Annotated in this window: 12 protein-coding genes; 11 read left to right on the forward strand and 1 reads right to left on the reverse strand. The window is 59.6% G+C overall.

What is annotated here, in order from left to right; genetic code table 11:
- The first annotated feature begins 10 nt into the window (after window positions 1-10).
- The 9 genes from murD (at window position 11) to lpxC (ending at window position 10,543) form a co-directional block, all read left to right on the forward strand.
- Complete coding sequence (gene murD / locus MLD04_RS13885) at window positions 11-1,351, forward strand: UDP-N-acetylmuramoyl-L-alanine--D-glutamate ligase (RefSeq protein ID WP_248159582.1); 1,341 nt, start codon at window positions 11-13, stop codon at window positions 1,349-1,351.
- Window positions 1,351-2,550, forward strand: coding sequence for a putative lipid II flippase FtsW (gene ftsW / locus MLD04_RS13890; protein WP_248159584.1), 1,200 nt, complete (start codon window positions 1,351-1,353; stop codon window positions 2,548-2,550). Before murD ends, ftsW begins: the two co-directional genes overlap by 1 nt.
- On the forward strand, window positions 2,543-3,628 hold the full coding sequence (gene murG, locus MLD04_RS13895) for an undecaprenyldiphospho-muramoylpentapeptide beta-N-acetylglucosaminyltransferase (RefSeq protein ID WP_248159586.1): 1,086 nt from the start codon (window positions 2,543-2,545) through the stop codon (window positions 3,626-3,628). The genes ftsW and murG overlap by 8 nt, the downstream gene beginning before the upstream one ends.
- Window positions 3,621-5,066, forward strand: a complete 1,446-nt coding sequence (gene murC / locus MLD04_RS13900) for a UDP-N-acetylmuramate--L-alanine ligase (protein WP_248159595.1) — start codon at window positions 3,621-3,623, stop codon at window positions 5,064-5,066. Before murG ends, murC begins: the two co-directional genes overlap by 8 nt.
- Complete coding sequence (locus tag MLD04_RS13905; protein ID WP_345799623.1) at window positions 5,059-6,033, forward strand: D-alanine--D-alanine ligase; 975 nt, start codon at window positions 5,059-5,061, stop codon at window positions 6,031-6,033. Before murC ends, MLD04_RS13905 begins: the two co-directional genes overlap by 8 nt.
- Window positions 6,026-6,865 carry a cell division protein FtsQ/DivIB gene (locus tag MLD04_RS13910; protein ID WP_248159597.1) on the forward strand — a complete coding sequence of 280 codons (840 nt, stop codon included), beginning with the start codon at window positions 6,026-6,028 and terminating at the stop codon, window positions 6,863-6,865. Before MLD04_RS13905 ends, MLD04_RS13910 begins: the two co-directional genes overlap by 8 nt.
- 35 nt (window positions 6,866-6,900) lie before the next feature.
- Window positions 6,901-8,136, forward strand: a complete 1,236-nt coding sequence (ftsA, locus tag MLD04_RS13915) for a cell division protein FtsA (protein ID WP_248159599.1) — start codon at window positions 6,901-6,903, stop codon at window positions 8,134-8,136.
- A 96-nt stretch (window positions 8,137-8,232) separates the two neighbouring features.
- Window positions 8,233-9,393, forward strand: coding sequence for a cell division protein FtsZ (gene ftsZ, locus MLD04_RS13920; protein ID WP_008937201.1), 1,161 nt, complete (start codon window positions 8,233-8,235; stop codon window positions 9,391-9,393).
- Window positions 9,394-9,625: 232 nt separating this feature from the next.
- Window positions 9,626-10,543, forward strand: coding sequence for a UDP-3-O-acyl-N-acetylglucosamine deacetylase (gene lpxC, locus MLD04_RS13925; RefSeq protein WP_248159601.1), 918 nt, complete (start codon window positions 9,626-9,628; stop codon window positions 10,541-10,543).
- An 11-nt stretch (window positions 10,544-10,554) separates the two neighbouring features.
- Here the strand turns inward: lpxC and MLD04_RS13930 are convergent, their stop codons facing one another.
- Window positions 10,555-10,977 (reverse strand): DciA family protein, encoded by a 423-nt coding sequence (locus tag MLD04_RS13930; protein ID WP_248159603.1) that lies wholly within the window; start codon window positions 10,975-10,977, stop codon window positions 10,555-10,557.
- A gap of 256 nt (window positions 10,978-11,233) precedes the next feature.
- On the opposite strand from MLD04_RS13930, the gene MLD04_RS13935 reads away from it, so the two are divergent.
- On the forward strand, window positions 11,234-12,169 hold the full coding sequence (locus tag MLD04_RS13935) for a M23 family metallopeptidase (protein WP_248159605.1): 936 nt from the start codon (window positions 11,234-11,236) through the stop codon (window positions 12,167-12,169).
- Between the two features lie 182 nt (window positions 12,170-12,351).
- Window positions 12,352-15,093, forward strand: a complete 2,742-nt coding sequence (secA, locus tag MLD04_RS13940) for a preprotein translocase subunit SecA (RefSeq protein ID WP_248159607.1) — start codon at window positions 12,352-12,354, stop codon at window positions 15,091-15,093.
- The last annotated feature ends 47 nt before the right edge of the window (window positions 15,094-15,140 follow it).

Consider the following 15,140-nt stretch of genomic DNA (forward strand, 5'->3'; position numbering starts at 1 on the left):
TGCTTCTGCTATGAGTGTCATCGCATCGGATCGTCGCACATTGGTGGTAGGGCTCGGTAAAACCGGGCTCTCCTGCGTGCGTTACCTGTCGGCTCAGGGCAGGGAGATCGTTGTGGCTGACAGCCGGGACAATCCGCCGGGAATCGACGAACTTCGCACCAGCTATCCCGAGGTGCCGGTGCACCTGGGGCCGTTCAACGCTGAGCAGTTCGCCACATTCAATGAGCTTGTCGTCAGCCCGGGTATTGCAATTGCAGAGCCGGCGATCGCCTACGCCGCGCAGCAGGGGGCCCGCATCCGAGGCGATATCGACCTGTTTGCCGAGGCCGCTGATGCACCGATCATTGCTATCACCGGGTCCAACGGAAAGACCACCGTCACCACGCTTGTGGGCGAAATGGCCCGCGCTGCGGGCCGGAATGTGCAGGTCGGCGGCAATATAGGGACGCCGGCGCTGGATCTTCTGGGCCAGGGCGCGGATCTTTACGTGCTGGAATTGTCCAGTTTCCAGCTTGAAACCACGGAAGAACTCAATGCGCTGGCAGCGACCGTTCTGAATGTCAGTGATGATCACATGGACCGCTATCCGGACAAGATGGCGTATTTCCAGGCCAAGCAGAGAATCTTCCGGGGGGCGAAAAACGCCATCGTCAACCTCGACGATGCGCTCAGTACCCCGATGGCCCGGGATACCCTGAGGTTCCTGTGTTTCGGTTTTCATCGCGTGAACCCGGATACATTCAGCACCCGGGACGACGATCAGGGCACCTGGATTACCTTCGGGCTGGATAACCTGCTGTTGACCAGTGAGCTCAAATTGATGGGCCACCACAACGTCAGCAACGTCATGGCGGCACTGGCCCTGGGCCATGCGGCGGACTTCCCGATGGCCGTGATGCTGGACGTTGTCCGGAACTTCCGGGGGCTACCGAACCGGTGTGAATTTGTCCGTTCGCTGGATGACGTTGACTACATCAACGACTCCAAGGGAACCAACGTCGGCGCGACCGTTGCCGCGATCGAGAGTCTTGTGCCGGATCAGGGCAAGGTGGTGTTGATTGCCGGCGGCGATGGTAAGGGCGCTGATTTCTCTCCGCTGGAGGCGCCAGTCACGCTGCACTGCCGCGCTGTGATCCTGATCGGTCAGGATGCAGAGCGAATCGCCGAGGTCATCGGTTCGTCCGTTCCGGTAAAGCGGGCGACAACCCTGGCCGAAGCGGTGACGGAAGCCCGGGCGGCGGCCCGGCCCGGTGATCGGGTGCTGTTGTCACCGGCCTGTGCCAGTTTCGATATGTTCCGTGATTACAACGATCGCGGAGATCAGTTCCGGCAACTTGTGGAGGGGCTGTGATGTCGCTTGAAGCCAGCCTTCCCATCCAGGACCGGTGGTTTGCCCGGGTGGAACCGTTGCCGATGCTGATGATCAGCGCGATCGCCCTGATGGTGATTGGCATCGTTATGATTTCTTCCGCCTCGATGGATATGGCGGCAGAGACCGTCGGCAACAGTTACCACTATGTGATTCGTCAACTGCTGTTTGCCGTGATGGGCTGTGGCCTGGCTCTCGTGGCCGTGAATGTGCCGGTCAGTTGGTGGGAACGCAGCGGCTGGCTGTTGCTATCGATTGGCCTGGTCGTACTGGTGCTGGTGCTTACGCCGCTTGGGCGCACAGTGAATGGCTCAACGCGCTGGATACCGTTCGGCCTGTTCAATGTCCAGGTGTCCGAAGTGGCCAAACTGTGCCTGATTGCCTATCTGGCGGGATACGTGGTCCGGCGCCGGGAAGAGTTGCTGAACACATGGCCGGGCTTTCTCAAGCCATTGCTCATCCTGGGCGTTGCCTCTTTCCTGCTGGTCACGGAGCCGGACTTCGGGGCCACGGTGGTTCTGGTCTCGGCGTCCGCCGGCATGATTTTTCTCAGCGGCGTCCGTCTCAGCCGGTTCGTGCCCCTGATCATCACGCTGATTGTACTGGGTGCGTTGCTGGTCCTGACCCAGCCCTACCGGATCAAGCGCGTCGTGAGTTACCTGGATCCCTGGAAGGACCAGTTCGACAGTGGCTATCAGTTGACCCAGTCGCTGATTGCCTTCGGTCGTGGCGAGTGGTTCGGGGTCGGCCTGGGCAATTCGATTCAGAAGCTGTTCTATCTGCCCGAGGCCCACACGGATTTTATCTTCGCCATTGTTGCGGAGGAGTTCGGCCTGATCGGATCGCTGATTGTGCTCGGTCTGTTCACGGTTCTGGTGACGTCCGGACTGGTGATCGCCCGTCGCGCGGAGAAGGCGGGGATGCCGTTCGGTGCGTGTTTTTCCTACGGCCTGAGCCTGCTCATTGGATTGCAGGCGGGCATCAATATGGCCGTAAGCACAGGCCTGCTTCCGACCAAGGGTCTGACGCTGCCGCTGGTCAGTTACGGCGGATCAAGCCTCATGGTCAGCTGCATCTGCATCGGGGTCCTGGCTCGGGTCGAGATGGAGCGCCTGGACAGGGTACGGCTGGATCGAGAGAAAACAGGGTCGTCCAAACGGGGAGGTGCGCGCTATGAGTAAGGCCCGGCGCTTCCTGATGATGGCTGGCGGCACTGGTGGTCATGTGTTTCCGGCACTGGCGACGGCCCGCGCGCTCCAGGCCCGCGGACACGAGGTGCATTGGCTTGGAGCCAGGGGGGGAATGGAACAGCGGCTGATCGGTGACACCGAGATTCCCCTGTCCCTCATTCATATTTCCGGACTTCGGGGCAAGGGCAGGCTGGCGCTGTTGCTGGCACCGTTCCGACTGATGCGCGCCCTCGGTGAGGCTTTTACCATCGTTCGGCGGGTAAAGCCGGACTGTGTGGTGGGAATGGGTGGCTTTGTGACTGGCCCGGGCGGTCTGGCGGCCTGGATTACCCGCACGCCCCTGGTGGTTCACGAACAGAACGCCATTGCCGGTATGACCAACCGGATCCTTGTACGGTTCGCGAACACGGTATTGGAGGCCTTTCCAGGGAGCTTTGGTGCCGGCGTCGTTACCCGGTGCACCGGAAACCCGGTGCGTCAGGACCTGGCGGACCTGCCGGCTCCGGAAGCCCGCATGGGCGATCGGAGCGGCCCGCTCCGTGTGTTGGTCGTCGGTGGCAGCCTGGGGGCTCAGGTGTTCAATGAGCGCCTGCCCGAAGCTCTGGCCTTGATTCCGGAGGATCGACGTCCGGAGGTGCGCCACCAGTGTGGCGAGAACAAATACGAAGCTACCGCCGAAGCCTATGAGGCGAGTGGGGTCTCAGCCCGGGTGGATCGGTTCATCAAAGACATGGCGGAAGCCTACAGTTGGGCCGATGTTGTGGTGTGCCGCTCGGGTGCGCTGACGGTGTCGGAGCTGTGTGCCGCGGGGATTGGTGCCGTACTCGTGCCTTTCCCGCACGCAGTCGATGATCACCAGACGGCCAATGCCCGGCAGATGGTTGATGCCGGAGGCGCGATCCTGATACCTCAGCCGAAGCTGACAGCGGCTGTGCTGGCGGAAACCCTTGAAGACCTGGCAGGTAACCGGCCCCGGGTCATGAATATGGCGAAGGCCGCGCGCACGCTGGCCCGCCCGGATGCAACGGAGAGAGTCGTGAATTACTGTCTGGAGGCCGCCAATGGCTGATGCAACGAATCCGCCGCTGGTCTATCAGGTGCCTGAAATGCGCCGGATCCGTCATATCCACTTTGTGGGTATTGGCGGCGCCGGCATGAGCGGCATTGCCGAGGTGCTGAAAAACCAGGGCTACGAGGTTTCCGGTTCGGATTTGAAAGAAGGTCCGGTCACCGATCGCCTCAAGGCTCTGGGTGTCGATGTTCAGATCGGTCATCGAGAGGAAAACAGTGCCCGGGCAGACGTGGTCGTCGTGTCCTCGGCGGTTGCCTCGGACAACCCTGAGGTTGTCTCCGCACGCAGCCGACGGGTACCGATTGTTCCCCGTGCCGAAATGCTGGCGGAGATCATGCGTTACCGCCACGGAATCGCGGTCGCCGGTACCCATGGCAAGACCACGACAACCAGCCTGATTGCCTCGGTCCTGGGCGAGGCAGGTCTGGACCCGACGTTCGTGATCGGTGGCAAGCTCAATAGCGCCGGCACCAATGCGCAGCTGGGAGGTTCTCGCTATCTGGTTGCGGAGGCGGACGAAAGCGATGCGTCATTCCTCCACCTCACGCCTGTGATTTCCGTGGTGACCAACATCGAAGCGGATCACATGGACACCTATGGCGGTGACGTCGAGAAGCTCAAGCAGACGTTTGTGGATTTTCTCCACAACCTGCCTTTCTATGGTGTGGCTGTCATGTGCGTTGACGACGGCTACGTGCAGGAAATCATTCCCCGGATTTCCCGGGCGATCATCACCTACGGCATCGAGAATCCGGCGGCGGACTACCGCGCCGAAGACATTGTTTCCGATGGTCTGAAGACCCGCTTTGTTGTGAAGCGTCCCGGCGGTCGCAGCGACCTGTCGGTGGAACTCAGGATGCCCGGGCGCCACAACGTGCTCAACGCCCTCGCGGCGATTGCGGTGGCGACCGACGAGGGTGTTGATGACGATGCCATCTGTAACGGTTTGTCCGGATTCGCCGGTGTTGGCCGGCGCTTCCAGGTATACGGCGATTATCAGACGCCCAAAGGCACCGTGACGCTCATCGACGATTACGGTCACCATCCCACCGAGGTGGAAGCCGTGATCCGGGCTGCCCACGATGCCTGGCCGGACCGTCGCCTGGTGATGTTGTACCAGCCTCATCGTTATACCCGCACCCGGGACCTCTACGAGGACTTCGTACGGGTCCTGTCCGAGGTGGATGCGCTTTTGCTCATGGATGTGTATCCGGCGGGCGAACCGGCGATTCCGGGTGCCGATGGGCGATCCCTGTGCCGCAGCATCCGGCAACGGGGCAAGGTGGAGCCGGTGTTCATTGAGGACAACCGGGAAATAGAAAGTCTGTTGGCCAATGTGCTTCAGGACGGTGACCTGCTGATTACCCAGGGCGCCGGCGATATTGGTGGTGTAGCTGCGCGTCTGGCCGCAGCGGGAGTCATTTCCGGTGAGTGATACGCACCATAACGACATTGCAGCGTACCAGGCGGATCCTGCCCTGGTGCGTCGATTTGGCAGGGTAGCCGTGTTTATGGGCGGGGACTCGGCCGAGCGGGAGGTATCCCTCAAGAGTGGGAAGGCCGTGCTGTCCGCCCTGCAATCGGCAGGCGTCGATGCCTTTGGCGTGGATGTGCGGGGTTGCCTGCTGAAAACCGTTGAAGATCCCGACTTCGACCGGGTGTTCATCGCGCTGCATGGCCGCGGTGGCGAGGACGGTACGATTCAGGCCATTCTCGCCCAGGCCGGCATTCCCTATACCGGGAGTGAGATGCTGGCATCGGCTCTGGCAATGGACAAGCTTCGCACCAAATACGTTTTTGAAGGTTGCGGCCTGCCAACCCCACGGTTCCGGGCGATGGCGTCGGTTGATGAAGCGAAGAGCATCATCCGTGACCTCCGGGCCCCCCTGAGTGTAAAGCCGGCTCATGAAGGCTCCAGCATCGGGATTCGCAAGGTGAACACGGAGGCGGAACTGGTCGAGGCTTACAACGAGGCCGCTGCCATGGATGATCTGGTGCTGGTGGAGGAGTGGATCGAAGGGCCGGAATTTACCGTCAGCCTGCTGCAGGATCGGGCTTTGCCCGCGATCGGTCTGAGTACCGACCACGTGTTTTACGACTACGACGCAAAATACCTGGCGGACGACACCAATTACCGGATCCCCTGTGGGCTGGCGCCGGACGACGAGGTCCGCCTGCAACAGCTGGCCCTGGATGCGTTTCGGGTGGTGGGATGCCGGACCTGGGGCCGCGTGGACATCATGCAGGATGCCGACGGCCAGTTCTGGTTGCTCGAAGTGAACACCGTGCCGGGCATGACGGACCACAGCCTGGTGCCTATGGCGGCACGTGCTGCTGGCATCAGCTTTGAGGAACTGGTGGTGCGCATACTCCGTGACACCCTGGAGGACGCGAATGATTGAGAACCTGCTGATCCGGAGCCGGGCGATACCGTCCGAGCCGCCTCGGCGTCGGGGCGCGACCTCCGTCGGACCCGAGCGGGACCGGTTTGGCGCGGTTCGGGCGGTTCTGCAGGCGGTACCCTGGCTGCAAGTCGGGCTGGGCGCAGTGATTGTCCTGCTTGCCGGCCTGGTGCCCTGGGGCACCGGCAAGGTTCTGGGTGCGATGGATCAGCAGATCATGGCCATTGATGTGAACGGCGATTTTATCGGCGACAGCCGAACCGCCATCGAGCGTCAGGCGGGAAGGTGGATTGGCAAGAGTTATTTCGCGACGGATCTGTCGGATATCAAGGCGGATCTGGAGCAGCGGCCCTGGGTCGAGTCGGCGGCGGTTCGGCGCGTGTGGCCGGACCGGCTGGTGGTCGATATCCGGGAGAAGAAGCCTCTGGCGTACTGGACGGATGGTCGCCTGGTCAGTCGCAAGGGCGAACTGTTCCGCCCACCCAATCCGGAGGTTGCGGGATCGCTTCCCCGGCTTTCCGGACCGGATGAGCGGGTCCGGGATGTGATCAAGATGGGGCAGACGATCAGTGACCAGCTGGTCGCCCACGGCCTGGGCTTTGCCGGGCTGTCCCTGGAAGCACGCGGCGCCTGGAGCCTGAAGTTGGCCAACGGCATCGACGTCGAGCTCGGTCGCGATCAGGTCAGGGACCGGTTTGATCGGTTCCTGACAGTGTATGAAACCCGACTGGCGTCCCGGTCGGACGAAGTCAGTCGGATTGATGCCCGTTACACCAATGGCGTGGCGGTGCAGTGGAAGCAGGCAAAGGCCGCTTCCGGACCGAATTCTTAGCAACTCAACGACAGACCCTAGGTTTGGTGGAACACATGTCATCGGTTGAAACGGAAAACATGATAGTTGGACTCGACATCGGAACCTCGAAGGTGGTTGCGATCGTGGGCAAGCGCAAGATGGACGGCACCATTGAGGTTGTTGGCATCGGCTCCCACCCTTCGCGGGGGCTCAAGCGCGGCGTCGTGGTGAATATTGAAACCACCGTTCAGGCTATTCAGCGCGCCGTCGAAGAAGCCGAACTGATGGCAGGCTGCCGTATTCACTCGGTCTACGCGGGAATCGCGGGGAGCCACATCAAGAGCCTCAACTCCCATGGGATTGTAGCGATCCGTGATCGGGAAGTGACCCAGGCTGACATCGATCGGGTCATCGACGCGGCCCAGGCGGTGGCGATTCCGGCTGATCAGAAAATCCTGCATATCCTGCCCCAGGAATTTGTCATTGACAGTCAGGAAGGCATCAAGGAACCCATGGGGATGTCCGGGGTCCGGCTGGAAGCCAAGGTGCATCTGGTGACCTGCGCGGTGAATGCTGCCCAGAACATTGAAAAATGCGTGAAGCGCTGTGGCCTGGAGGTCGATGACATCATTCTCGAGCAGCTGGCTTCCAGCCACGCGATTCTCACCGAAGACGAGAAGGAACTCGGGGTCTGTGTCGTGGACATCGGTGGCGGTACCACGGACATCGCCGTGTTTACCGGAGGCGCTATTCGCCATACCGCGGTCATTCCGATCGCCGGCGACCAGGTGACCAACGACATTGCCATGGCGCTGCGTACACCGACCCAGAATGCCGAGGAAATCAAGATCAAATATGCCTGTGCGCTGACCCAGCTTGCAGGCGCCGATGAAACCATCAAGGTGCCCAGTGTCGGGGATCGTGCCCCACGGGATCTGTCCCGGCAGGCGCTCGCCGAAGTTGTCGAGCCCCGTTATGAGGAGCTGTTTACTCTGGTCCAGTCAGAGCTTCGCAGGTCCGGATTCGAGGACATGATTCCCGCAGGCATCGTGATGACCGGCGGCTCCTCCACCATGGAAGGTGTGGTGGAGCTTGCTGAAGAGATCTTCCACATGCCGGTTCGGCTCGCTTCTCCGCAGGCGGTCTCCGGTATGACGGAAGTGGTCAACAACCCGATCTACGCCACTGGCGTCGGGTTGCTGATCCACGGCTTCCGCCAGATGGATCTTGGGCGGGCGCCAGTGCTCAAGGGGGAGGACGCCCCCTCGCTGTTGGAGCGCATGAAGGCCTGGTTTACCGGTCACTTCTGACGGGCCGGGCAGGTAGTACACGAAGGTATCTCGAAAACACAAATCTCGAATAAACGGCCTGTAAAAGGCCGAAAACAGCACGAAGGAGTAGGGGAAATGTTCGAACTAGTCGATAATGTCCAGCAAAATGCTGTCATTAAGGTCGTTGGTGTTGGTGGAGGCGGTGGAAACGCCGTTCGTCACATGCTCAGCAGCGACATTGAAGGCGTGGAATTTATCTGCGCCAACACGGATGCCCAGGCTCTCACCGATATGGATGCTCGCCAGATCATCCAGCTGGGCGGAAATATCACCAAGGGTCTTGGCGCCGGTGCCAACCCGGAAGTGGGTCGTCAGTCGGCTCTCGAAGATCGCGACCGCATCGCCGAAGCTCTGCAGGGTGCTGACATGGTCTTCATTACCGCTGGTATGGGCGGTGGAACCGGGACCGGTGCCGCGCCTATCGTGGCCGAAGTGGCTCGGGAGCTCGGCATCCTGACGGTTGCTGTGGTCACCAAACCCTTCATGTTCGAGGGCGGCAAGCGGATGAGTGTCGCCGAGGCCGGTTTGCAGGAACTCGAGGAAAGCGTCGACTCACTGATCACCATTCCCAACGAGAAGCTGCTGGCGGTGATGGGCAAGAAAACCAGCCTGCTGGATGCTTTCGCAGCCGCCAATGACGTGCTGCTGGGTGCTGTTCAGGGCATCGCTGACCTGATTACCCGCAACGGCATGATCAACGTCGACTTCGCCGACGTGAAAACCGTGATGTCCGAAATGGGCATGGCAATGATGGGTACGGCTCGGGCCACCGGCGAAAACCGTGCGCGCGAAGCGGCCGAAGCCGCGGTACGCAGCCCGCTGCTGGAAGACATCAATTTGCAGGGCGCCAAGGGTATCCTGGTCAATATCACGGCAGGCATGGATCTCAACCTGGGCGAGTTTTCCGAGGTTGGCGATATCGTGCGCGAATTTGCGTCCGATTCCGCGACGGTTGTCGTGGGCACTGTCATTGATCCTGAAATGACCGACGAGCTGAAGGTAACCGTTGTGGCTACCGGCCTCGGTGGTGATCGTGGTGAGAAGCCGACCAAGGTGGTGGACAACACCCGTACCCTGGATGGCAAGACCGATTACAACCAGCTGGATCGGCCGGCAGTGCTGCGTCGTCGTGCAGTGTCGAACGGTAACGTGGCGATCGATCAGAGCAAAGAAAGCGAGGAGCAGGGCGTGGACTATCTCGATATTCCCGCATTCCTTCGTCGCCAGGCTGATTGATAATCTGTCGCACTTGAGGTTTGGCCTGAATAGCGTGGGATCCATTTCGCGATTCTGAGCGAAAAATGGAACCGCACAGGCGAAAACTGCGTGCGCTGAGTGCCGATTGTTGGCTTTGTGTAAATCCGGGGCCGGTGGGTCCTGGTTAAATGGTACTCAGTCTTATTTTCTGGTATTCTCCGGGCGGATTTTTGCCCAGAATATCGCCATTTTGTGACGGAATGATGAACCGATGATCAGACAACGGACACTCAAAAACACCATCCGGGCTACCGGCGTGGGCCTGCATTCGGGGGAAAAGGTGTACCTGACGCTCAAGCCGGCACCGGTTGACTCAGGCATCATCTTCCGCCGTACCGATCTGGACCCGATGGTCGAGATCCGTGCCTGTGCGGAGAATGTGGGTGAGACCATGCTGTCCACGACGCTGGTAAAAGACGGTGTCCGTGTGGCAACAGTAGAGCATCTGCTGTCGGCCATGGCTGGTCTCGGTATCGATAACTGCTTTGTGGAATTGAGCGCTTCTGAAGTGCCGATCATGGATGGCTCCGCCGGACCGTTCGTGTTCCTGCTTCAGTCCGCCGGTATTGCCGAGCAGGAAGCTGCCAAGCGCTTCATTCGCATCAAGCGTGAAGTCAGCGTGGAAGAAGGCGACAAGAAAGCGACGTTCATGCCGTTCGAAGGCTTCAAGGTCAGCTTTGGAATCGACTTCGACCATCCTGTTTTCAAGGGACGGGCGCAGACTGCCACCGTGGACTTTTCCAGCACGTCGTTCGTGAAGGAAGTGTCCCGGGCGCGCACCTTCGGCTTCATGCGCGATATCGAGAAGCTTCGGGCAATGAATCTTGCTCTGGGCGGGTCTGTCGACAATGCCATCGTGGTCGATGACTACAAGATCCTCAATGAGGACGGTCTTCGTTACGACGATGAGTTCGTCAAGCACAAGGTGCTCGACGCCATTGGCGATCTGTACCTGCTGGGCAACAGCCTGATCGGCGAATTCCACGGCGTGAAATCCGGTCACGATCTGAATAACAAGCTGCTTCGCAAACTCAGGGCAGAAGAGGATGCGTGGGAAGTAGTGACCTTCGATGATGAAGCCACAGCTCCCATCTCCTATATGAAGCCCGTCCTTGCGGCGCAGGGCTGAGGCGGGAAGCCTCAGTCCCTGACGTGGCTTGCGAGTTTTTCGAGAACCTCGCGTAAAGCTTTATCCTTCGTGTGCCCGGCTTCTTCCTCTAGGAGCCGGGCATTTTCTTTACTCAAAGGCTGTTTCCTGGCCTTTCGATGCTCCAGGAACCTTGGCGGCGCAACTTTGACCTTGAGTTTCCAGACGAAACGGAACAACTCCTGGTGTCGAACGTTTTCCATGATCTCGTGCTGACGGAAGCGGATCTGGCTCGCCCTTGAACTGTTTTCTGCCGAAAGCACCAGCTCTCCCTCCTCGCAACTCAGAAATCGGACACCGGCTCTCAGGTCCTCCGGCAGTGCCTCCAGAATCTGGCATTCGGCACGGCGATGCAGCTCCGCCCGGGCAAACAGGGATTTGAGAGCAGGGGATCCCTCAAATTTGTCAAAGCTCATTTTTTGCTCACTTTTTGTCCGTCCTGTCGTGTTTTTGCTCGACGCTCAGGTTAACGATTGGTTACACTTCGGCACGGTTTGTGCGTAGTGCCGGTATGTCATTCGTTCTACATTGACAGTATCGTGTATGTCCAGCGGGCGCTACGATCATTTGACACGTAGCTGTTGCCAGGGATCGGCAGCCCTTCGGAGATTCCGGGTCGCAACACTACAGGATCAGGCGTGCGACTCCCCGATGAAAACATCAGAAGACACTATGAACATTATCCTCGTTGGCAAGCACCACGGTAAATCCCGGGTGTTGGCCCTGAACGGTAAACTGGCAGTTGGATTGGGCGGGCTCGCGCTGGGTTTGCTGATCGCTGCCGGCTGGGGAGGGTACCAGGCCGCGGTAAGTCAGGCCGAGGCAGCCCAACCGACGCCCTCCGAGTTGGTCGAGCATTGGCAGTCGAAGCTCAGTGACCAGAAGCAGGAGCTTGCCCGGGTCCGTGAGAACGCCCAACAGCAGATTGATGCGCTGACACTCCGCCTTGGCGAAATGCAGGGGCGTCTGCTGCGCCTGGATGCCCTGGGGCAGAGGTTTGTCGAGTCCGGGCTGGTGGCCAGCGAGGAGTTCGATTTCAGTGAGCCGCCGGCGGTAGGTGGCCCGGAAAGTCCCTCGCTCAAGGATTCCTACTCTATTCCGGCGCTGACCGACATGATCGACCGGCTGGACAACCAGCTTTCCGATCGGGAGCAGCAATTGCGGTTGCTGGACAAACTGGCCTCGCGTAAGAAGATCGAGGACGAACGGTATGTCGAGGGGCGTCCGATCACCTGGGGTTGGCTGTCATCCAACTATGGGTATCGTACCGATCCGTTTAACGGCAAGCGTGCCTGGCACGATGGTGTGGATCTGGCCGGCAAGGAAGGCAGTGACATTATCGCAGTCGCCGCTGGTGTCGTGACCTGGGCGGGTGACCGTTATGGTTACGGCAATCTGGTGGAAATCGACCACGGCGATGGCCTGACCACACGTTATGGGCATTGCAAGGAAGTGGAGGTCAAGGTCGGTGATGTTGTCCAGAAAGGGCAGGTTATCGGTCTGATGGGCAGCACCGGCCGGTCGACAGGCCCCCATGTGCATTTTGAAGTGCGGAAAAACGGTCGTTCCACCGATCCGAGCAAGTATATCGCCCGGGCCGATCACTGATCGGCCCGGCTCCTTCGCCCTCCCGACATTCGCGCGGCACAGGGCAGTTTTGGCCCGTAGATGGGCAAGTCGTTGGCATTCCATGAGTTATAACATCGCACTTGAGATGTGCGCCTTTTGTCCTGTCGGAAAATAAGGTTAGAATGCCGGCTTCCTTCGTTTAATTAAAGAAGCAGTGGTCTATGTTCACAAAGCTTGCAACCAAGATGTTCGGCAGTAAAAATTCCCGTGAAATCAAGAGGATGCGAAAGTCCGTCGCGCGCATCAATGAACTTGAAGAGCAGTTCGGGAATTTCTCCGATACAGAGTTGCAAGGAAAGACCGCTGAGTTTCAGCGTCGAATTGCCGACGGTGAGAACCTGGATGCCATCCTGCCCGAGGCATTCGCCACAGTCCGGGAAGCCAGTCGCCGGGTCATGGGCATGCGGCATTACGATGTCCAGTTAATCGGTGGTATCACCCTGCATGAAGGGCGTATCGCCGAGATGAAGACCGGGGAAGGTAAGACCCTGGTGGCGACCGCTTCGGTTTACCTCAACGCATTGGCGGGGAAAGGCGTCCATGTGGTGACCGTAAACGACTACCTGGCACGCCGTGACGCGGAATGGATGGGCAAACTCTACCGCTTCCTGGGACTCCAGGTGGGTGTGGTGGTCGCCGGGCAGTCGCCCGAAGAGAAACGAGCGGCCTACCAGGCGGATATCACCTACGGTACCAACAACGAATTCGGTTTTGACTACCTTCGCGACAACATGGCGTTCAGCACCGACGACAAGGTGCAGCGCGGTCTGAACTACGCGATCGTGGATGAGGTAGATTCCATCCTGATTGACGAGGCCCGGACTCCGCTGATCATTTCCGGTGCGGCCGAGGACAGCTCCAAACTTTACCAGGCGATCAATGCCCTGGTGCCGAATCTGAACAAGGGCGAGGCTCCGGAGGACGGTGAGCCCACAGGCGACTTCACCATCGATGAGAAAACCCGCCAGGTAGAGCTGACAGAGGCGGGACACGAGAAGGTGGAAGAACTGTTGCTCAGCCGAGGTCTGCTGAATGAGGGCGAGAGCCTTTATTCCGCGTCCAATCTCAGCCTTCTGCATCACGTCCACTCCGCGCTCCGTGCTCACCACCTGTTCCAGAAAGATGTGGATTACATCGTCCAGGGTGATCAGGTGGTCATTGTTGACGAACACACCGGCCGGACCATGCCGGGTCGTCGTTGGAGCGAAGGCCTTCACCAGGCCATCGAGGCCAAAGAGGGTGTGAAGATCCAGGCCGAAAGCCAGACACTGGCTTCCACCACCTTCCAGAACTATTTCCGTCTTTACGACAAGCTGGCGGGCATGACCGGTACCGCGGATACCGAGGCGTTCGAATTCCGGGAAATCTACGGACTGGACGTGGTGGTGATTCCGCCCAACAAGCCGATCCAGCGGATTGATTACAACGACCTGGTCTACCTGACCCAGGAAGAAAAATTCCACGCCATTATTGATGAAATCAAGGATGTGACGGCGGAAGGTCGCCCGATCCTCGTGGGCACAGCCTCGATCGAAGCGTCCGAGCTTTTGTCCATGCTCCTGAAAAAGGCGCGGATTGATCACAAGATCCTGAACGCCAAGCAGCACGAATCGGAAGCTCTGATTGTTGCCCAGGCGGGCCGGCCGGGAGCGGTCACCATTGCCACCAACATGGCGGGACGTGGTACCGATATCGTCCTTGGCGGTAACTGGGAGTTCGAAGCCGCAGCGATGGAGAATCCCTCCGACGAGGACGTTGCACGACTGAAGGCGGAATGGACCGAGCGTCATAATCAGGTCCTCGAAGCGGGCGGCCTGCATATCGTCGGCACCGAGCGCCATGAATCCCGCCGGATCGATAACCAGCTGCGTGGCCGCGCCGGTCGTCAGGGGGATCCGGGTTCTTCACGCTTCTTCCTCTCGCTGGAAGACAACCTCATGCGGATTTTTGCCCCGGACCGGGTGAAGAGCCTCATGCAGGCCATGGGCATGAAGAAGGGCGAAGCCATCGAGCACCGGATGGTGACCAATGCCATCGAAAAGTCGCAGCGTAAGGTCGAGGGTCGCAACTTCGACATGCGTAAGACCCTGCTCGAGTACGATGACGTAGCTAACGACCAGCGTACCGTGATCTACGATCAGCGTAACGAAGTCATGTCGTCTGACGACATTTCCGATATGGTCAAAACCATTCGTGAAGATGTGGTCAATGAGGTGATCAGCGAGTACATCCCGCCCCAGAGCATGCCCGAGCAGTGGGACGTATCCGGCCTGGAAGCCCAGCTGCAGTCCGAAATGGCGATCGACCTGCCGATTCAGCAATGGCTTTCCGAAGACAGCAAGCTCTACGAAGAAAGCCTGCGGGAGAAGATTCTGGCCGAGGTGGTGGCCGCCTACGACGCCAAGGAGGAGATTGCCGGGCCGGAGGCAATGCGCAAGTTCGAGAAGCAGGTCTTCCTGCAGGTTCTCGACACACTCTGGAAAGAGCATCTCTCCAATATGGATCACCTGCGTCGCGGGATCCATCTTCGTGGCTACGCCCAGAAGAACCCCAAGCAGGAATACAAGCGCGAGGCCTTCAACCTGTTTGAGGACATGCTTGAGACCATGAAGCGGGATGTGACCCGTATCCTCTGTCACGTCCGGGTTCAGACTCCGGAAGAGATGGAAGAGGTCGAGCGTCGTCGGAAAGAGGAACTTGAGAGAGAGCTTGCGCGCGCCCGTCTGCGCCATGATGAAACCAGCGCCACGGCGGAAAGCGAGAACGAGCTGGCCGGTGAGGGGCGTGAGCAGGGCGCCACTCCGGAGACCTTCGTTCGCCAGGAGCGCAAGGTCGGACGCAATGAACCCTGTCCCTGCGGGTCCGGCAAGAAGTACAAGCAGTGCTGCGGCAAGGTTAGCTGACGCCAAGGCACGATCAGACAGCTGCATTGGCCCGCAACCCGGTTTCA

Source organism: Marinobacter koreensis, from assembly GCF_023156285.1.
GTDB classification, from domain to species: Bacteria; Pseudomonadota; Gammaproteobacteria; order Pseudomonadales; family Oleiphilaceae; genus Marinobacter; species Marinobacter koreensis.

Bases quoted from the DNA above. Each gene is read 5' to 3' on its own strand.
- murG (WP_248159586.1), top strand. From the start codon at position 2,543: ATGAGTAAGGCCCGGCGCTTCCTGATGATGGCTGGCGGCACTGGTGGT.
- lpxC (WP_248159601.1), top strand. From the start codon at position 9,626: ATGATCAGACAACGGACACTCAAAAACACCATCCGGGCTACCGGCGTG.
- ftsW (WP_248159584.1), top strand. From the start codon at position 1,351: ATGTCGCTTGAAGCCAGCCTTCCCATCCAGGACCGGTGGTTTGCCCGG.
- secA (WP_248159607.1), top strand. From the start codon at position 12,352: ATGTTCACAAAGCTTGCAACCAAGATGTTCGGCAGTAAAAATTCCCGT.
- murC (WP_248159595.1), top strand. From the start codon at position 3,621: ATGGCTGATGCAACGAATCCGCCGCTGGTCTATCAGGTGCCTGAAATG.
- MLD04_RS13935 (WP_248159605.1), top strand. From the start codon at position 11,234: ATGAACATTATCCTCGTTGGCAAGCACCACGGTAAATCCCGGGTGTTG.
- ftsA (WP_248159599.1), top strand. From the start codon at position 6,901: ATGTCATCGGTTGAAACGGAAAACATGATAGTTGGACTCGACATCGGA.
- murD (WP_248159582.1), top strand. From the start codon at position 11: ATGAGTGTCATCGCATCGGATCGTCGCACATTGGTGGTAGGGCTCGGT.
- MLD04_RS13930 (WP_248159603.1), bottom strand. From the start codon at position 10,977: ATGAGCTTTGACAAATTTGAGGGATCCCCTGCTCTCAAATCCCTGTTT.
- ftsZ (WP_008937201.1), top strand. From the start codon at position 8,233: ATGTTCGAACTAGTCGATAATGTCCAGCAAAATGCTGTCATTAAGGTC.
- MLD04_RS13910 (WP_248159597.1), top strand. From the start codon at position 6,026: ATGATTGAGAACCTGCTGATCCGGAGCCGGGCGATACCGTCCGAGCCG.